At 26.0% G+C, this 20,526-nt stretch carries 17 protein-coding genes and 1 tRNA gene; 8 read left to right on the top strand and 10 right to left on the bottom strand.

The window, feature by feature from the left end; translation table 4 throughout:
• The first annotated feature begins 126 nt into the window (after window positions 1-126).
• Window positions 127-200: transfer RNA gene (locus MALL_RS03980), tRNA-Gly, on the top strand.
• Between the two features lie 92 nt (window positions 201-292).
• On the opposite strand, the gene MALL_RS03975 is transcribed toward MALL_RS03980, so the two are convergent.
• Complete coding sequence (locus MALL_RS03975; protein WP_005683916.1) at window positions 293-1,135, bottom strand: PTS glucose transporter subunit IIA; 843 nt, start codon at window positions 1,133-1,135, stop codon at window positions 293-295.
• Window positions 1,136-1,683: 548 nt separating this feature from the next.
• Here MALL_RS03975 and asnS point away from each other — a divergent pair.
• On the top strand, window positions 1,684-3,039 hold the full coding sequence (gene asnS / locus MALL_RS03970) for an asparagine--tRNA ligase (RefSeq protein ID WP_005683981.1): 1,356 nt from the start codon (window positions 1,684-1,686) through the stop codon (window positions 3,037-3,039).
• Window positions 3,040-3,060: 21 nt separating this feature from the next.
• On the opposite strand, the gene MALL_RS03965 is transcribed toward asnS, so the two are convergent.
• Window positions 3,061-3,873, bottom strand: a complete 813-nt coding sequence (locus MALL_RS03965) for an alpha/beta hydrolase (protein ID WP_005683758.1) — start codon at window positions 3,871-3,873, stop codon at window positions 3,061-3,063.
• Between the two features lie 140 nt (window positions 3,874-4,013).
• On the opposite strand from MALL_RS03965, the gene MALL_RS03960 reads away from it, so the two are divergent.
• From MALL_RS03960 to MALL_RS03935, 6 genes are all read left to right on the top strand, one after another.
• Window positions 4,014-5,036, top strand: coding sequence for a glycosyltransferase family A protein (locus MALL_RS03960; RefSeq protein WP_005683848.1), 1,023 nt, complete (start codon window positions 4,014-4,016; stop codon window positions 5,034-5,036).
• A complete protein-coding gene (locus MALL_RS03955) occupies window positions 5,036-5,680 on the top strand; it encodes an RDD family protein (RefSeq protein WP_005683910.1) in 645 nt (214 codons plus the stop codon). The genes MALL_RS03960 and MALL_RS03955 overlap by 1 nt, the downstream gene beginning before the upstream one ends.
• 1 nt (window position 5,681) lies before the next feature.
• The gene (locus tag MALL_RS03950; RefSeq protein ID WP_005683967.1) at window positions 5,682-7,850 is read left to right on the top strand and encodes an ATP-dependent helicase; all 2,169 of its coding nucleotides are present in this window, start codon (window positions 5,682-5,684) and stop codon (window positions 7,848-7,850) included.
• Complete coding sequence (locus tag MALL_RS03945; protein WP_005683831.1) at window positions 7,850-9,454, top strand: MHO_4530 family protein; 1,605 nt, start codon at window positions 7,850-7,852, stop codon at window positions 9,452-9,454. Before MALL_RS03950 ends, MALL_RS03945 begins: the two co-directional genes overlap by 1 nt.
• 178 nt (window positions 9,455-9,632) lie before the next feature.
• Window positions 9,633-10,475, top strand: a complete 843-nt coding sequence (locus MALL_RS03940) for a DegV family protein (protein ID WP_005683806.1) — start codon at window positions 9,633-9,635, stop codon at window positions 10,473-10,475.
• An 8-nt stretch (window positions 10,476-10,483) separates the two neighbouring features.
• Complete coding sequence (locus MALL_RS03935; protein ID WP_005683983.1) at window positions 10,484-10,951, top strand: PTS sugar transporter subunit IIA; 468 nt, start codon at window positions 10,484-10,486, stop codon at window positions 10,949-10,951.
• Between the two features lie 71 nt (window positions 10,952-11,022).
• Here MALL_RS03935 and lon read toward each other — a convergent pair whose 3' ends face one another.
• The 8 genes from lon to greA form a co-directional block, all read right to left on the bottom strand.
• Window positions 11,023-13,629, bottom strand: coding sequence for an endopeptidase La (gene lon, locus MALL_RS03930; protein ID WP_005683760.1), 2,607 nt, complete (start codon window positions 13,627-13,629; stop codon window positions 11,023-11,025).
• An 85-nt stretch (window positions 13,630-13,714) separates the two neighbouring features.
• Window positions 13,715-16,060 (bottom strand): class I tRNA ligase family protein, encoded by a 2,346-nt coding sequence (locus tag MALL_RS03925; RefSeq protein WP_005683900.1) that lies wholly within the window; start codon window positions 16,058-16,060, stop codon window positions 13,715-13,717.
• Between the two features lie 7 nt (window positions 16,061-16,067).
• Entirely contained in the window at window positions 16,068-16,829 is a 762-nt protein-coding gene (locus MALL_RS03920) for an MPN527 family putative ECF transporter permease subunit (RefSeq protein WP_005683748.1), read from the bottom strand.
• Between the two features lie 4 nt (window positions 16,830-16,833).
• Entirely contained in the window at window positions 16,834-17,460 is a 627-nt protein-coding gene (upp, locus tag MALL_RS03915; RefSeq protein ID WP_005683945.1) for a uracil phosphoribosyltransferase, read from the bottom strand.
• Between the two features lie 100 nt (window positions 17,461-17,560).
• A complete protein-coding gene (locus tag MALL_RS03910; protein ID WP_235746472.1) occupies window positions 17,561-18,481 on the bottom strand; it encodes an ABC transporter permease in 921 nt (306 codons plus the stop codon).
• A 17-nt stretch (window positions 18,482-18,498) separates the two neighbouring features.
• Window positions 18,499-19,437 (bottom strand): ABC transporter ATP-binding protein, encoded by a 939-nt coding sequence (locus MALL_RS03905; RefSeq protein WP_040545631.1) that lies wholly within the window; start codon window positions 19,435-19,437, stop codon window positions 18,499-18,501.
• Window positions 19,415-19,963, bottom strand: coding sequence for a hypoxanthine phosphoribosyltransferase (gene hpt / locus MALL_RS03900; RefSeq protein ID WP_005683948.1), 549 nt, complete (start codon window positions 19,961-19,963; stop codon window positions 19,415-19,417). The genes MALL_RS03905 and hpt overlap by 23 nt, the downstream gene beginning before the upstream one ends.
• A 16-nt stretch (window positions 19,964-19,979) precedes the next feature.
• A complete protein-coding gene (gene greA, locus MALL_RS03895) occupies window positions 19,980-20,462 on the bottom strand; it encodes a transcription elongation factor GreA (RefSeq protein ID WP_005683906.1) in 483 nt (160 codons plus the stop codon).
• Between the last annotated feature and the right edge of the window lie 64 nt (window positions 20,463-20,526).

Here is a 20,526-nt window from a genome sequence, read left to right as displayed (position 1 = left end):
GTTAAATAAGATAGTAAAGTTTTTTAATAAATAATTTTCATTAAAAAAAACAATGGTTTTTTTAATTAAAAAAAATCAAAAAAAGTCTTTGAACATAAAAATTTGTGTTATAATAATTTAGCAATTGCGGGTGTAGTTTAATGGCAGAACTTCAGCCTTCCAAGCTGACTATGAGGGTTCGATTCCCTTCACCCGCTCCATTTCATTAGATTGACCAAAACAACTTATCCATAGTTGTTTTTATTTATTTTTTTTATAAAAAAACAATAATAAAAAAAGGCAACGCCTTTTATTATTTATAAATTGTAAAAGTTTTAGAATCTTTTTGCTTAATATTTTTTAATTTTGAATCAGGTGTAACTACTAAAATAACATTTGGATTCAATCCTTCTGAAACTATTTTTTCAACATCAACTGTTGCTAATTTATCACCTGCTTTAACTGTATCATTAACTTTAACTAAACTTGTAAATCCTAAACCACCTAGTTTAACAGTATCAATTCCTATATGAACTAAAATTTCAAGACCACTTGCACATTGAATACCATAAGCATGTTTTGAAGGAAAAACTACAACTAGTTTTCCATCAACTGGTGAGATAATGTCAACAACCTTTTTGTCTTTAACATTAACTACAAATCCATCACCTAAGAGTTTTTCTGAAAATACTCCATCATTTAACGAAGCTAAATCTTCAACTTTTCCATCAGCTGGAACAAGTACATCCACCATGTCAGCATTAATAACTTCACATGTTTTCTTTTCTGGGTCGCAATGTAGCGATTCAGGTGCTAAGTTTCCTTTATTTAATTTAAGTTTTTTTGCTTCTTCTTCTTTTAATAAAGGACAAGCCTCTCTAATTTCAATATTAATTTGTTCAGATGAATCACCAAATTTTGCTTCAACATATTTTTTACCTAAAACTAGAACTTCTAAAGCTCCTAAACTTTTAAGTTTTTCAACATCAACTAAATCCGAATCTTTAACATCATATCTTAATCTAACTGCTCCATTGTTAAAACCAGTTATATTTGAAATACCTCCAAAAGCTTCAACAATAGCTCTTGTTTCTGGTTTAATTTCACACTTTGTTTCGTGTTTTTTACTTTTGAATAAATTACTAAAAAATCCCATATGTTCTCCTATTAATTTAATTATATTTTTATATATAGTAATTTGTAAAAAAACACAAAAAAAATTATGTTATTGATTCCTTAAATTAATATAAAAACTTTTTATCATTTTTTTGTATAGTATTTAGAAAATAAATAATTTTTTATAATTAATTAATACAAATTAAGAGGAGAAAAAATGTTTTCAGAATTAAACAAAGAATCAAGATTTTCATTTGCTTCAGAATCACCATTTCCCTCTGTAGTATTACAAATTAAATTAAATATTTGGAACTGGTTCAGAAAACTTAACTGATTTAGAAGAAGTTATAAACATTCAATGTACTAAGGATTATAGACTACACACATTTAGCACAACTAATGGTGGAAGTAAAAAACTTTTAGACGGTGATAAAATTCAAGTAACATTAGTTTTTGAAAAAATAGATTTTTAAGATAATTACACATATTTACCTTGAATATAGGTTAATGTGTGTAGTTTTTTCTAAAATCTCAAAATTTAGAAAAACAATTTTGTGATAAAATAATAAATACTTAATAAGGAGAAAAATGCATACAGTTAAACTACTATTACTAAGACCAAATTATTATAATAATTGAGAAAATTTTGAACTAGAAGGGTGAGTTGATTCAAATCGTGGTAATAACAAATTAAGATTTATTAATCTTAACGATGGAAGTACAGTTAAATCACTACAAATTGTTATAAAAGGAACGAATTTCGACTTTGAACTATTAGATCAAATAAAAATAGGGGCAAGTATAAAAGTAACTGGAAAAATAGTTGCAACTCCTGGTTCAAAACAACCAATTGAACTTGTAGCTAGTCAAATTCAACTTTTAAAAAATACGGATAATGATTATCCTATTCAAAATCAAGAAATCAATGTTGAAACTTTAAGAGAAATTCCTCACATTAGACATAGAACAAAAACTTTAAAATCAGCAATGCTAATCAGATCAGTTTTAGCTCAAGAAATCCACAAATATTTTATTGCACATGATTACTTTTTAATGGCAAGTCCAATAATTACTTCAAATGATGGTGAAGGTGCTGGAGAAACCTTTAATGTTAGTGATGATAGTAAAGAACCATTTTTTGGACTAAATAAAAAAGCTACTTTAGGTGTTACTGGTCAGTTGCACGCTGAAAGCTATGCTATAGGATTTAAAAAAGTTTATACGTTTGCCCCTACTTTTAGAGCGGAACATTCAAATACAAAAAAACATGCTGCTGAATTTTGAATGGTTGAACCAGAAATTGCTTTTTATAAATTAAATGATGTTGTTAATTTAGCTGATCATATGCTAAAAACAGTTATTCGTAATACTTTAGCTAAATGTAAATTTGAATTTGACTTTTTAGAAGAAAATGTTGACAGTGAATTAAGAGCAAGATTGGATTTATTTATAAATAACAAGTTAAGCATAATTGACTATACTCAAGCCATAAAAGAACTACAAAAAGTTAAAGATATATTTGAAAATCAAGATATTGAATTTGGTTTAGATTTAGCTACAGAGCATGAAAGATACATTGCTGAAAAACTTTTTAACGGACCTGTTGCAGTTATAAATTTCCCTAAAGCTTTTAAAGCATTTTATATGCATCAAAATGATGATAATAAAACCGTTGCAGCTTTTGACTTATTAGTCCCTGGTATAGGAGAATTAATTGGGGGAAGCCAACGTGAAGTTAGATATGAAAAACTTTTAGAAAGAGTTAAGGAACTAAAAATAGATCAAGAAGATTTACAATGATACTTAGATCTTAGAAGATTTGGTGACTCAGGAAGTAGTGGTTTTGGCTTAGGATTTGAAAGGCTAGTTATGTATGTAACTGGACTAGATAATATTCGTGATGTAATTCCTTATCCTCGTACAACCGGAAATATCAGAATGTAAAAATTGGGAGGCCCCAATTTTTTATTTAACTATATTTAAGCGTAAAAAGTTATTAACCTCAGCAAAAAATAATACAGAATTTTCTTTATGTGGATTGTGTGCAGCGTTATCAAAAATTATATATTTTATATTCTTGTTATTTAAATTATCTATATATTCACTCAATTCTTTTGTAGGAACTATTAAGTCATTTTTGCCCATAATTACAAGTGTGGGTTTTTTTATACTTTTAAATCCTAAATCAAAAAGTTTCATACTATTTTTCATTTGCTCTGGACTTAACATTTCTTTTAATCCATTGAATTTTTCCTGTGCGTTTTCAATAGTTTCAACAATTAAATTGTTTTGAATATAATGCTCATTAATTTGATATTGATAAACTAAACCTTTTAATAAATTAGTTGCTTCTTGATGTGTTTTAGGAAGTAAATAATTAATATTTTTCATGTTACTAATAATTGACGGATTTGCTGGTGATATAAGGATATTAGCTAAAATTTTATCGCTAAAAAAGGTGTTTAAATAAGCTGCTATTCCTCCACCCATTGAATGTCCTATAAGAATAAGGTTATCTAAATTTTGCTCTTTAATATATTCAATTCAAATCTGCGCAAAATTTAATGTTGATAAATCTTCATCACTAAGGCACACGCTTTTTCCATGACATGGCAAATGTAAGGCAAAAAAATTACAATTAGTAATCTTGTCTTTAATAATTAAGTTGTCATAATAAGACCCAGTAAAACCATGTAAAAAAATTATGTTATATTTGTTTTTCGGATTTATAAAGCTAAAGACTTCTAAGTCTTTTAAAAGTGATTGTGTTTTTAACATGTCAATATTTTAGAGTTTTTTTATTTTTTAAATAATAAAAAAATATAAAAAATTTACTAAATATTGCTTTTTCATTGCATATTAAAATAATAAATTTTAAATATGTTAAAATATTTATATAAATTTTAAGGTGGTATAAAATGAAGCTAAGTATAATATCAACATTAAACAAAGACACTAGAGACGTAAAAACTTTTTTAAGAGATTTATATGACCAAGAAAATAAAGATTTTGAAGTCATAATGGCTATAAATAAACCGCCAAAAAGTAAAGAAATTATTGAAATAATAGTTGAATACCAGAAAAAATTTGGAACTAGACTTAAGTTTTTTGTAAACTCAAAACGTCAAAGCAATCAATCAAATTTTGCTTCAGCATTTAATATGGTTAAAGGTGAATATGTTTACATCACAAATTCAGATACCACTATAAGAAAGCATTATACGGAAAAAATTATTAAAATGATTAGCAACTTTCCAGAAGCAGATATTATTGAATTTAAACCAAGATTAATAGGTTCGATTCGTTGAAAACCATCTTCAAGAATTGATGAAAATAAGTTAATTGACTTGAACGAATCAACTGAACCACTAGCTTATACTTACCCATTTATTTTTAATAAAATTTACAAATCTTCTGTAACTAAAAAATTTATTAAATTTAAACCTACATTTTCAAATGACTCTAAAATTTCTCTTGAATTAACATATTCACTTCTTCTAGAAGCAAAAAAATATGTTTATGTAGATGAAAGAATTCAAAGAGAATATTTTGATATCGAAACTTGAATTAATCCGTTAAACTTTGTGGCTTCTTTAAAAGCATTAGAAGTCACCTGTACAAACGATAAAAGAAAAATCATGCAAGAATTTTATTATTTTAAAGCATATACTCTTCAAGTATTTTTAGCAGGATTGTTAACAGGAACAACAATTTTTAGCTTTTATACAATGATAAATCGTAAGGAAAAAACTCAAAAAAGAAACAATCGTTTAGTTGAAGGTTTAGACCAAATTTTAGAAAAAATGTGACTAACAAATGAGTTTAAAAACTTTAGAGATAGCAACATGTATATGCTAAAAAATTTACCTGAAGTAAATGTTTTAAGAAGGAAAACACCTATAAATAAGTGATATAAAATTTTAGGACTTCTAGAACAATAATGTATTTTTATAAAAACAGTAATTTTTGATTTAGATTGCTGGCTAATGTAATTGATTTTGTAATAAATTTTGCTTTTGTTATATTAATGTACGTTTTGATTCTTTTTAAAAAAGAATTTTCAACACCTGGATTTGTTGCTTTTGGAATAACCTCAATAATATTTATTTTTACTTATTATGTTGTTTTTCCAATTCTTACTGTTTCTGCAACTATAGGTCAATACGTTTGCAAAATAAAAATGATTACAAATAACAAAGAACTTATTTTAAATAGGGATATATTAAAAAGAAATATCTTCGGTGCTTTTTATTGAATAGTCATTTTTTTAATTATGCTTTCCTTTTTTTCTAATAAAGATTTAAAAGAAATTATTGCAAGAAAAAATGAAGAGAATACAACACTTGATAATATCGGAATAGCCCTTGTTTCAGGCCTTTCTGGAAATTGATTTACAATAGTTTTTTTAAATTATGTACTTTTTTTATTTAGTAAAAAGAAATTAGCTGTTCTTGACAAACTTTCAAATTCAAGAATTGTTTATACAAAAAAAGTGCTAATTACAAAAAATGATGAGCAAATATTGATACCCACAAAAGTTATAGAACGTGAAATTATCTACATAAGAAACAAGAACGAGGAATAAAATGATTAAAAACAAAGTTAACTTATTAAAAGATTTAAATCCTGAACAAAAATTAGCTGTTCAATATTTTGACTCACATTTAAGAATAATTGCTGGGGCCGGTTCTGGTAAAACTAAAGTTTTAACTAGAAAAATAGCCTATTTAATTAATGAAATGGCAATTTTACCTCGTCAAATATTAGCAGTTACATTTACAAATAAAGCAAGTAATGAAATGCACCAAAGAATAGCGCAGTATTGTTCTGGTGAAATGAACAAATTAAATGTTTTTACATTTCATGGGCTTTGTGTTCATATACTACGTCGTGAAGCCGAAAAGTTGGGATATAAACAAGACTTTCAGATTATTGATGAATCAGATAAAACACTAATTATTAAAAATATTTATAAAAGATTTGGAATTACACCTCATGAAGTTTCATATTCTTCTATTATTCAACATATTTCATGAGCAAAAAATGCTGGCATGAATGTAGAAGATGTAGCTAAATCACTAAATTTAAGTACAGATGATTACATTCCAAAAATTTATAATCACTATACTAATTACCTTGTAGAAAAGGGATATTTGGATTTTGATGACTTAATTTTAAAAGTTGAATATTTATTAGAAAATAATAGCGATGTTGCTAAAAAGTGAAGCAATTATTTTTCTCATATATTAGTTGATGAGTTTCAAGATACATCAAGTTCACAATACCACATCGTGCAAAAATTATGCAATGAAAATACACACTTAACAATTGTTGGAGATCCTGATCAAACAATTTATAACTGACGTGGGGCAAACGTTAATTTAATTTTAGATTTTGATAAAGAATATCCAGATTCTAAAACCATAGTTCTTAATCATAACTATCGTTCAACAAAAAATATTCTTGATGCTGCTAACATGTTAATTAAACACAATAAAAATAGATATAGTAAAGATTTAATTGCTAATAATCATGTTGGTGAAGAGATTGAATTTTATCATGGTTTTAGTATGGAAGCAGAGGCTAGATGAGTAGTTCAAAAAATTAATGAATTACGCAAGAAAAAAATCCAACTTAAAAATATTGCAATACTTTATCGTTCAAATTATTATTCACGTGCTTTTGAAGAAGAATTGCTTGGTGAAAGTATTTCACATAAAATTTTTAACGGAACAAAATTTTTCCAACGTTCTGAAATTAAAGATGCATTAGCTTTTTTAAGAGTAATTTATGATGGATCTGATATTGCTTTAGAAAGAATAATTAATGTTCCAACAAGAGGAATTGGCGAAGTAACACTAGCAAAAATCAAAAAAGAAGCTAATAATCTTAATATAAGTTTGCATGATTATTTAATCAACCATTTTAAAGTTATGCCAATTAATAAAAATGTAATCAAAAATAAAATTTTCCCATTCTTAAAAATAATTGTTAAGTACAAAAGTGCATTAATGAAAAACCCTATTAACGTTGTTTTAAATAAAATGCTTGAAGACTTAGAATTTTACAAACAAATTAAACAAGATCAAAATTTAAGTGGAACTGCAACTGATAACGTTCAAGAATTAATTAGGTCTATTGCTGCATGAGAAGAAAAAAATCCTGACAAAGGAATTAAAGAATATCTTGAATTAGTTTCTCTTTTAAGTGCTTCAGATGAATATGACACTGAACCTAATTATGTTTCATTAATGACTGTACACTCTGCAAAAGGTTTAGAATTTGACAATGTTTTTGTTGTTGGTTTAACTGAACGAATTTTCCCTAATTATAAAGCGCTAGATTCTAATAATTTTTTAAGTAGTTCAGACGGACTTGAAGAAGAAAGAAGATTAGCTTATGTTGCAATGACAAGAGCTAGAAACAAACTTTTTATTTCAGACTCTCGTGGTTATTTAATGGATACCAAGGAGAAAAAAGAACCATCAAGATTTATTAAAGAAATGGGTATAAAACTAGAAAATTACATAGTTGATAAAAACACTTTTACTTCCGAAATTGAAATAGGAGCACCAGTTGATAATGAATTAACAAGCGATAAAATTGTTAAAGGCGATGTTATTTCACATACTACTTTTGGAGAAGGAATTGTATTAGAAGTTAATAACGGTGAAATAATTGTTGAGTTTATTATTAATAAAAAAATAAGAACACTTAATAAAAATCATAAATCATTAAGGGTAATTACTAAATAATGCCATACATGGTTGTGATGTTCACTGCTTTAGCAATTATAATTTTATTATTTATTGCTTGTGCAATTTGAATTATAAACTTAATTAACACTCGCTCTTCAATAGGAACAATTCACTTTGTTATTGACACCAAAGAAAAAAGAGTATTCAGAAATTCACCAAAAACAAAAAATTTATCAATAATTTTTGATGCAGAAAAATCAAAATTTAATCAAAATACATATATTTCAATCGATGAGTTTTATGAATTTTTTAGCAAAAATACCATTGAGCAAATTGATGAAATATTAACACAAAAATTCGATAAAACCAACACAATAAACTTTGAATTAAATCCTAAATATAAAAAGAAATATACTTTTTTAGAAGCAATAGTAAATATTATTGCGCCTCGAAATAAAAAGCAATTTACTTATGATTATAAGTTAACTATTTTTCCAAAAGAAAATGACAAATTCTACTGTAGCATTGATTGAGACGTAAAAAGAATTAAAAAATTAAAAGTAATAAAAATTGACATAAGCACTCAAATCGTTAAACATAATCGAGGTCCTTATTTAGTGATATGTGGACTTCTAAAACCTTTCTTTTTAATACACGATATTAATAGTTACTTAATTAAAAATTTATTAAATAGACTCGATTTAAAATCTTCTGATACTAAATATTATGTAAAAAATGGTATTTTATTTTTCATTTATAAAAAACCAAAAGAAAAGAAAATAGAAAAACTAAAATATAAAATATCAAAAATAAATGAATATATTGAATTTGATCCACTTTTAAATTCTATTGCTATGACCGATGTTAGACAAATAATAGATTTAGATAATTTAAATGAAGAAATGAATAAATTCTCATTTCAATTATTTAATTTAAAAGTTAATAATAAAAGTTTAGATCATGTTTATTATTCGTTTCATAACAGTTGATTAGATAATAAATTTTCTGAATTTATGACTTCGTTTTTAAATTATCAAGAAAACAATATAAATCAAAAATATCAAATTGTTGAAAGTTATATTAAAAATTATAGCTCTGGCAATTCAACGACAATGAAAGTTATTCAAGTTAAAGTAAAAAACGTTTCTGAACAAGATTATAAATTTTTTAATCAAATTCCTTATTTAAAATTTATTTACGAAGAATCATGAAATGAATATATCTTAAAGAAACAAAATATAAGTAAAAATACAATTATTCCAATTTCTCAAGAAAATTTTATTCGCTTTCAAGAAACAAAAAATTTAAAAGTACTGCCAACATATTTAATATATTCGTTCAATAATGATTTTTATTTTGACCAACTTAAAGAAAAAATAATCGACTTAAAGAAAAAAAATGTCCCAACAGCTTTATATGTTAAAAATATTAATAAACCATTATTAAATTTAATTAATATAGCTAAAATTAAGATCCTTGTTATTTCAAAAGATATTACTAAATATATTAACGATACATCAGTGTTTTATGATTGCTTAAATGTTTTACACATAACAAAGTCAAATGATGTATTTCTATTATATGAACTTAATAATTTATCTATCGATCCTCATATAGTAAAAAAAGCAGGAATAACCGGATATTTTGAACCATTATTATAAAAATTAATACACCAATAACCTGGTGTATTTTTTGCAAATTTGTCTTTAATATAGATAAATAAATAATAATTTTTTAAGAATCAATAAAATTTTTATTAATACTTTATTAAAAAATTTTCATAATAAATAATGTTTTGATAATTATTATATTTTTTGTTCTATTTGATAAAATAAAGGCATGAAAAAACTAGGAATAATTATTGATTCATTCTCAGGAATGACAAAACAAGAAGCATTAAAAAATAACTTTGGTTATTTATCATTACAAATTGAATTAGATGGAAAATTATACGAAGATGGAAATCAACCTTTTGAAGATATACTAGAATTATTAGGCAAAAGTTCAAAATTTATGACATCTTTACCTGTATACGACACTATGGAAGAAACAATTAAAGAATTTTCAAGTAAATATAATCACGTTGTATATTTAGGAATTTCTCAAGCCTTATCTTCTACTGCAATTCAAGCAGAAACAATTGCTAAAAATTATCAAAACGTTTATGTTGTTGACAACAAGTTTTCTGGAGATCAATTAAGTGATGTAGCATACTATGTACAAGACTTATATGAAAAAAATGAAAACATTGAAGAAGTTGTAAAAACTATAAAAAATATTTCTGAACAATCTCAAACATACATCATACCTAAAAACCTAGATTACATAATCAAAGGCGGAAGATTAACAGGTGCTAAAAAATTTATAATGACTAAAATCGCAATGATCCCTATTTTAAAATTTGATGGGCATGTTTCTGTTTCAGGTTTAAAAAGAAGTACAAAAACTGCAGTAGCAAAAGTTTTTGAAAAACTTGTTAAATTTGCTGGCGGAATTAATCAAATTAAAAACTATTCAATTAGATTAATTACAGGAAATGACGCAGAATTTAAAAACGAAGTTTTAACAAATGCTAACTTAGAAAATATAACTCTTGATTCTATCATTACAACACCAAGTGCTGTTGCTGTTCACTGTGGTCCTCAAGCAATTTCGTTAAGTATAATGCCTAAATTAAAATAAAGTAAAATATGAACTTAAAAGATTTATTAAACGAAGAAGCAATATTTTTAGATTTTGAAGCAAATTCACATGATGATGCAATTAGACAAATTTCAAAAAATTTAAAACTTAAAGGGTTTGTAAATGATGAAGAAAAATTCTTTAACGCTCTACAATATAGAGAATTAATGATGCATACTTCATTAAATGATGGAATTGCAGTACCACATGGGTGTTCTTCAAGTGTTGAAAAACCTGTTTTGGCTGTGTCAATTTCAAAGCATGGTATTAATTGAGAAGCAGAAGACAAAAAACCAGCTAAATTGTTTTTTACCCTGGCTCTTAAAAAAGAAGAAAGAGATTTACAAGTCGAAGCCATTCAAGCAATTGCTTTATATTCCTTAGATGATCAATTCCATGAAAAAATTCAAAAAGCAACAACTCCTTCTAAAGTATATAAAATATTATTAGAACATTTTCCTGAAATGAATGATTAAAAAGAACATAATGTTCTTTTTATTTGTTTTTTAAGACAATAAAAATAGCCAATTAGTTTGACTATTTATTATTAATATTTAGATAAATCTTTGTTGTTAGTTTTATCAATTGTTAAATTATGTTCTTTGTTTAAAAATAAGATATCAAAAATTTCATCATATTTTTTAACAGGTAAATATGTTATTAAATCTTTTATTTCATCAGGAATATCTCTTAAGTTTTTTATGTTATTATAAGGTATAAAAACGTATTTTAAACCTAATTGACTAGCGGCAAATGATTTTTCTTTTAATCCACCTATTTCTAGAACTTTACCTCTTAATGTAATTTCACCAGTCATACCATAAACATTTTTTACAGTTTTACCAGATAATGCAGAAATAATAGCAGTAGTAAATGTTACTCCGGCACTTGGTCCATCCTTTGGAACAGCACCTTCAGGAACGTGAATATGAATGATATTATTTTCAAAATCAAAATCTTTTATGTTAAATTTTTCAGCGTTGGCTCTAACATAAGTTAATGCTATTTGCGCTGATTCTTGCATTATATCTTTTAACTGTCCTGTTAATTTAATTTCACCTTTTCCTGGATATGCAGTAACTTCGATTTGTAAGGTTGAACCACCTGTTGAGGTGTATGCAAGACCAGTAGCAGTTCCTTTAACTTCTTCTGTTTCTAACTCTTCTTCTCTAAATTTAACAATCCCAATTAAGTCAATAAGCATTTCTTTTTTTACTTCAAAAGATTTCATTTTAGGATTATCAATTACCTTAACAACAATCTTTCTTGCTATTTTATCTAGAATTCTCTTTAATCCACGTACTCCGGCTTCATGTGTATAGTGCTTAATTATGTAAATAATTGTTTCATCGCTTATTTGAAATAATTTGTCACTTAGTGATGTTTGTTCTCTTACTTTTTTTAGTAAATGATTACGAGCAATTTTTACTTTTTCGGTTATGGTATAGGGACTTAATTCAATTATTTCTATTCTATCTATTAATGGCGCTGGAATATCTTCATAATAATTGGCAGTTGCTAAGAACATAATTTTTGATAAATCATATTCGTGCTCTAAATAATGATCTTGAAATTTTGTATTTTGTTCAGGGTCTAAAACTTCTAACATAGCAGAAGCTGGATCGCCTTTCATGTCTGATGCCATTTTATCAATTTCATCTAATAAAACTAATGGATTTGACACTTCAGCTTTTAAAATAGCTTTAATTATTTTTCCAGGCATAGCGCCAACATAAGTTCTACGATGTCCTCTAATTTCACTTTCGTCGTGTACTCCACCAAGAGAAATTTTAACAAAACTCTTTTGTAAAGCTTCAGCAATTGCTTTTGATAAAGAAGTTTTTCCTGTTCCTGGAGGACCTACCAATGCTAGAATAGGAACATTATTAAATACACTGTCACTTTCTTTAAGTTTTGAATTTTTAAATAAATTTAAATCAATTTCATGTTCTTTGTCAATTTCAACGATATTTTTATTGCTTTTAGAATGATTTCTATTATTTAAAATAACTGCTAAATGTTCAATAATTCTTTCTTTAACCTCATCAAGTCCGTAATGATATTTATCAAGAATTTCTCTTGCTTTTTTAATATCAAGATGTTCTTTAGCGGTTTTTCTTCAAGGCAATTTTTTAAGTGTATCAATATAAGTTCTTGTTATATTAGCATCAGGTGAAGATGAAATCATTTGACTATGTTTTTCGTTTTCTTCTCTTATAATTTTTTGAACTGTTTCTGGGTAAATAAATTTTAATTTTTTATTTTTGATTATTTTACTGTATTCATCATGCTCTTCTTCTACATCTAATGAACGCAATTCACTTTTAATTACTTTCATTTTTTCACGAAGTAAAAATTCTTTTTGTTGGACCATCATGTTATCGTTTATTGTTCCTTGAATATCAGTTTCAAGTTCTATTAAGCCTGCTGCATAGGTAATTATGTTACTGAAGCTATTAAAATAATCAAGTGGGTTCACAACACAAAAAAGATTTAATGAAGAATAATAGATTTCTAAATCGGTAGTAAAACTTAACAATGTGCTTAGTAAAACATTAGGATTTTCTATGGCATCTTGATTGTTTTCGCGATCGATATTTTGAAGTTTCATAACGTCACTAAGTTTATATTTTTTACCAGTATAAGGGTTTAGTTTCAATAAAGATTCATTCATTTTTTCTAAATTAGAATATGTTTCATATAAAAGATTAGGAATAGAACTTATTGTCTCTTGAGTTTCTTTAATTTCTTCGATAATTGAATCAAAAGACTTATGAAGTTTATCAGCTCTTACAAAATTTTTATACACGTTTTCAAATTCTTCTGCAGTTTGTTTTTCTGATTTAGTAAAATTATTTTCGTCAAAATTTAAACTGTCACCAGTAAGTTTAAGTCTTTCAATTCCTTTAAATGTTAAAAAATATTCAGATTTAATTTTTTCAAATTTTAAAGGTTTAGCATATAAAGCTACCGGGATAATAGAATTAGTTTTTGAATTGGTATCATTATAAAAAATAGCTACACGTTCAAATTTTCCTTTTAATAGATAATCTATAATTATTTTTTCTTGTTGTTTTTCATCAACTTTTGCCACATAAACTGTATGTGGAAAAGATATATCTTTTTTATCTATGATTATGTATGGTAGTAACATCTTAGGTCTCCTTTTTATCGCAATGTATTATTAATTTTATCAAAAAAAGTGCTTTATTTTATAAAAGCACTAAATGAGGAAAAAATTAGTTTTTTTCAATTTTTATAACAAAATTTATAAGTTTTTTAGGCACATAAATTTCTTTAATTAAAGTTTCTTTTGTTACCCATTTTGGCATAACTAAATCACGAGCTTTTTGTAATATTTCTTCTTTTGTTTCATTTATATTTACTTGCAATTCTGCACGAGCTTTCCCGTTTACAGTTATTCCATATGAAATTAAGTCATTTTCTAAAGCTTTTTGATTCACATTAAAATCATTTAAATTATTTAAGTTAAAAAGTTTTTTTGATAATTCTCAAGATAAGTGAGGCATATAAGGTTCTAATATATTTAAAGTAACATATAAATATTCAGCTAGTAAATTTTTGTTTTCAATTGCATCATAGGCATTTATGGTTTCCATGCATCATGAAATAATAGTGTTAAATGAATACTCATTTTTTCTATTTTCAAAAATTTCTAATGATTTATTTAAACCTTGATAAAGTTTTCTTCTAGCATCCTTTTGTTCTAAAGTTAAACTTGATGTATCTATATTCTTAATGTAATCATTTTTTGAAACTTTTTGAGAAAGTGTTCATAATCTTTTAACAAATTTAAAACACCCTAAAATTCCAGAATCACTTCATTCTAATTCTTTAACAGGAGGCGCAGCAAAAAGTATAAATAACCTAGTAACATCAGCTCCGTAAGCATCAATCATATCCGTAGGAATTACCACATTCCCTTTTGATTTAGACATTTTCGCTCCGTCTTTAAGCACCATCCCTTGGGTTAAAAGGTTATTAAAAGGTTCTCTGAAAGGAACTAAATCAATATCATTTAAAACTTTTGTAAAGAAACGGGCATATAGCAAGTGTAAAATCGCATGTTCTATTCCTCCAATATATTCATCAACACTGCTTCAATAATTAATATATTCAGGAACTAACATATGATCTAATCTTTTGTCTTTAGGTGTTGTATATCTTAAAAAGTATCAACTCGATTCAAAAAATGTGTCTAATGTATCAGTTTCACGTTTTGCATCAGCTTGACAATTAGGGCAAGTTGTTTTAATTCATTCTGGATTTGTTTCAAGTGGATTTCCAGAACCTGTAAAACTTACTTTTCTAGGTAATAAAATTGGTAAATATTTTTCTTTTAAAGGTACAATTCCACAAGTTTTACATTTTACTAAAGGAATTGCATTACCTCAATACCTTTGTCTTGAAATACCTCAATCTCTTAAATTGTATTTTACTTCTTGTTTATAAGCGCTTAAGTCAAATTTATCTGAAGTTAATGTGGTATTTAAATTTAGTTTGTAATGTTCAATGAAATCTAAATCTCTTTTCTTCAAAAAACTTCCAATAATAGCTGTTTCGTCATTATTTAAAGATGAAAAATCAATTATATAAATAGGTAATTCTTGATTGTTTAATGGATTAATTGCTTTAAATTCAGTATTCAAAAATAACTTTTGATTAAATATTTTAGAAGTAATATTAAGTTTTATTTGTTCGATAACTTCCAATTGATCTAAAGTAAAATAACCGTTTTTAGTAAGTTCTTTTACGATATCGCTATTAGCGTTTAATCCTATAAATGAGGCATTTTCGAAATGTTCAATGTTTTCTTCAAAAATATTTAAAGTATTATTTTTAGTTTTTATATTTGTTTTAAAAGAAACATTTATTCCAATCTTTTTGCCAATTCAATTACGCTGCATTGTAATTACTTGACTTGGTCAATGACCTTCTAATAAATCTAAGTCTTTTAATAATTCTTCTGCATAATCAGTAATTTTTAAATAATATTGATCCATTTCTTTTTTTACAACTTTAGAATCACATCTTCAACAGGTTTCATTAATTACTTGTTCATTTGCTAAAACTGTTTGATCTGTTTCACAAAAATTAAGTTCAGTTTTTTTTCTATAAACCAAACCTTTATGTCATAATTTTAAAAATAAATGTTGCTCTCATTTTGCATAATCATCATCAGCTGTTATACATTCTAAATCCCACGCAAAAGAAATACCAAGCTGTTTAATAACTTCGTTCATTGTTTGAATGTTTTTATATGTTCAGTCTTTAGGGTGAAAATTGTTTTTTATAGCAGCATTTTCAGCTGGTAAACCAAAAGCATCTCATCCAAATGGATGTAAAACATTGTATCCCCTACGACGATAAAAACGAGCTATAGCATCTCCTATAACATAATTTCTTACGTGTCCCATGTGAACTTGTCCACTAGGATATGGAAACATACTTAATATATATTTTTTTGGTAACGAAAAATCATTTTTGGGTTCAAAATATTTTGATTCATCTCAAAATTTTTGTCAGTTTTTTTCTAATTTAGAATATGAATATTCCTTTGACATAGGTCTCCTAGTAAATATTTTGGCTATTTTCCTTATATTTGCTAAATACATTTGTTTTATAATCTAGCATTAATATAATTATTAAAATTGCTGAATTTATTGATAAATTTAATAAATTAAAAGGTATAAAAAGTGCATATGAACCTAGGGCATAGGGTTTTATACCAAAAAAGAATAAACGGTATTCTTCATAACTTTCAAGTAAACTTCTATATGTTGGTTCTTGAATATGACCAAATCCAAATAAATTTTTGTATATTCAGAAGTATAATGGGTTAAAAATAAATGTTGATGCTGATGTAATTAAAACTGAAGTAATAAGTATCGAAATTGCAAATATAGCTATAAGTTTTAAATAATAAAATTTATATTTTTTTTGTGAAATTGGACTATTTAAATAATATTCATTTACTAAATTACATTTTGAATGAATAATTAAAATTTTGTACATTAAATAAAAGAATAAAACAAAAGTGGCATGGGTTAGTAATAAAATTGCATGACCTAATCACTTATCAGCGGTTGGCGCGCCGCCCATAAGTGGACCTAGTAGGAATCTAATTACTAAAAGTATGATTCCGTATCTAAATCCTACAAAGTAAAAGGTAACAAAAACAAATATCAGTGAAAAATCAAACTTTAGAAATGTTCCTGCAAAAGGCATAAATGCACTTAAGTAATTAAACAATAATGTTAAACCTAGTAGCATTCCTGTTAAAGTGATTTTAATAGTGATATTTCTTGATGAATTAGTTTTTGAAAAACGCATTTTGCTATTTTGTTCCGAAAATTCGATCGCCAGCGTCACCTAAACCAGGTGTAATATATCCAATTTCGTTAAGTTTTTCATCTAATGCTGCTAAAAATATTTTAAAGTCATTCCCAAATTTCTCTAAAACGTTTTTAACTCCTTCTGGAGCTCCAACTAAACAGACTAAAGAAATGTTTGTAAATCCATCTCTTTTTAATGTTTCAACTGCATCAATTGCACTTCCTCCTGTTGCTAACATAGGATCGACTACAAACACATAGCTATCTTTATTAACTTGAGGCATTTTATAAAAGTATTCGTGTGCTTTTAAAGTTTTTTCATCTCTATAAAGACCAATGTGACCAACCTTTGCTTGCGGAACAAGTTCAAGTAGTCCTTCAACCATTCCTAAACCTGCTCTAAGAATTGGTACTATAACTATTTCTTTGTCAAATGTTTGACCTTTATATTCAACACTTAATGGCGTAGTTACTTTATATTCTTTAGTTTTGTAATCTCTAAGAACCTCATACACCATTAAAGAAGCAATTTCGTTTAAATTTCTTCTAAATTTTGAGTGGTCAGCGTTTTGATCACGCATAACAGTTAATTTAATTTCAATCAATGGGTGATTAAGTATTTTTAACATTTATTTCTCCTAATATATTTTTATTTTATTTTACTATAAAAATAGTAATTTTTTATTGTTTTCAAAAAGTATAAAAACAAGTGCAAAAGCACCCGTTTAATTATTTTTTTGCATGATTAGTTTTTATAAAAATTATCATCAATAGAAAAACTAAACCAAAACCTACAACATAAGTTAAGCTATAAAATCACTCAACTTTATAAGTAATTATTAAACCTTTTGTGTTAATAAAATTAGTAAATCATTCAGGCAATTTTTCAATAATATCAGCACCATAATAATTACTTAAAAGGCTTGTATATAGTAAATTTCTAAAAATTGCAGCCATTTGTGTTGCTGGTATTAAAGAAAAAATTGATTGTAGTCAAGTTGGAAATGAACTTAATGGAAAATAAGCTCCAACAAATATACCAACAAAAGTTCCTAAAATAGAAGCTAAAGCATTAAAGACTCCTAAGTTTTTAATAAAACTAAATATGAAAACAAATATTATTGAATGAACTATACAGTTAACTAAAGTTAATGGAACAATAAGTAAAATTGAATATACTAAATTTGTAAAAATTAAGCCTCTAATAGCTAAATAAATAGTTACTAAAATAATAATCATTAGCGAAAGAATAAAGTTGAATACTATATTGAATAGTAAATAACTTAATTTAATTAGATAATTTTTAATTGGAGAAATATAAAAATCATTTAATAATTCATTTTGCTTATCTTGAACCATTATTGAAGACAAACTAACAGCATTTGAAATAGCTGTTATGCTTAAAAGCCCTATAAATAAGAATGATATAACAAATGCATGTCTATGAATTTCTTGTAATTTTACATTTGTTATGTTTGGAGTTGTTTCTAGACCTTTAAATAATTTGTCGAAAGATTCATCAGAAAATTTGTTCAAAAAGAATCCAAAAAACAATAATAAAATTAATGGTGTAAGGATTGTAAAAAATATTTTTTTCGTGTCTTTAAAAAAGTTAAGAAAATTTCTTTTTGTTAAATAGTAAAGTGACATTTTAAAAGAATTTTGCATTATAAATTACCTGCATTCTTTCCTGATACGTTGATAAAAACATCATCCATAGTTCCTTTTAAAACTTCATAATCATTAATAAAAGTTTTATGTTTTGCAATGAAATTATTAAGTATTTTAAAATTTTCAAATGTGATAGTTATTTTATCAATTTCAGTTTTAAATTCTAAACCACTATTTGAAACTGAATCGTAAATTTTTTTATAATCGTCTTGTGTATAGATGATTAGGGAAATTTTTGAAAAATTGTTTTTAAGTTCAGAAGGCGTCCCTTGACATAAGACTTTTCCTTCATCAATTATTACTACATAATCCGAGTTGTTTGCTTCTTCCATGTAATGAGTAGTCAAAAATACAGTTAAGTTTTTTTCTTTAATCATTTTTTGAATAATATCTCAAACTAATTTTCGACTAATTGGATCTAAACCTGTTGTAGGTTCATCTAAGAAAAGTATTTTTGGTGAGTGAATTAAACAGCGAGCAATATTAACACGGCGTTGTTGACCACCGCTTAATTTAGCATAAGTTTTTTTTAAAAGCGTTTCTAATTTAAATTCTTTAACTACATTGTTAAAAGCTTCTTTTATTTGATTTTTATCATTGAAATATGAACTAGCTCTTATTAATAAATTGTCTTGAACACTTAAGAGAGGATCCATAAGCGATTTTTGAAATAAAACACCAATTTTGTTTTTAATTTCTAAATCGTTTTTTTCTACTAACAATTTATCAATTTCTATAGATCCTGAGTCCATTTTTAAAAGACCAGAAATTATATTTACTAAAGTACTTTTTCCAGCTCCGTTAAGACCTAATAAGGAAAATAATTGACCTTCTTTAATTTCTAAAGATAAGTCGTTTAAAGCTGTTTTTTTATCAAATTTTTTAACAATGTTTTTAATTGTAATTATAGAATTAGTCTTCAATGTATTTTTCATCAAATACCCCAATGTAAGGAATATTACGCATTTTTTCTTTGTAGTCTAATCCAAATCCAACTAAGAATTTATTAGGCACTACAATTGCGCTATAGTCTGGCTTTAATTCAACTTTTCTATTTACTGGTTTATCCAATAGAGTCAAGATCTTAATGGTTTTTGGTTTTCTTCCTTCAAGCATTTTTTTAATTTTGCTTAAAGTAATTCCACTATCAATAATATCCTCTACTATAAGAACGTCTTTGTTTTCAATATCATTTGCAAGATCCATAATAATTTTTACACTTCCAGTAGAAGCATGTCCTCCAGCATAACTGCTCGCTGTTAAAAAGTCAATTGAATGATCAACTTTAACATCCTTAATTAATTGTGCTAGAAAAGGTACGCTACCTTTTAAAAGTGCTACAATGATTAAATCTTTTGAATCTTTAAAAGTTTCATTAACTCATTGTGCTGCTTTTTTTATTACTTGTTCTAAATACTCTTGAGTATATAAAACTTCTTTTACTCTATAATCTTTTTCCATAATTACCTACCTCATGTTATCTTGTTACAATATCTAAAATTTCAATGAAGTATTTAACTGGCGCATCTACTTCAATCTTATCTCCTTTTTTAGCATCCAACATTGCTACTGCAAGTGGGCTTTCATTTGAAATTTTATTTTCAAATGGATTAGCATCGTGAGAACCCATAATTGTAACTTTATGTTTCTCTTTGTCTAATTCTGAAAAGTATGTGATTGTTGATCCAATACCAATTTTTCCGTCAAGTGTTGTAGAAATAATTTCTGCTCTATCTAAAATTGCTTCTAGTTCACTTATTCTACCTTCAATAGTACCTTGTCTATCTCTTGCTGCATCATATTCAGCATTTTCTGAAAGGTCACCTTGTGCTCTAGCTTCTTTTAAAGCAGCTTGTACACTTGGACGCTCAACATTAACTAAATGGTCATATTCGTTTTTATATTTTTCTAGCGTTTCTTTAGCTAAATAAATTTTTTCTTGTGCGTTTTGATTTGACATATTTCTCCTTAATAATTGCTATTTATTATATATTATAAAATAATTAATTTTTTAAGTTATTAAT

The organism is Mycoplasmopsis alligatoris A21JP2, from assembly GCF_000178375.1.
In the GTDB taxonomy this organism is placed as follows: Bacteria; Bacillota_I; Bacilli_A; order Mycoplasmatales; family Metamycoplasmataceae; genus Mycoplasmopsis; species Mycoplasmopsis alligatoris.
This window is presented reverse-complemented; position numbering and strand designations above follow the sequence as displayed.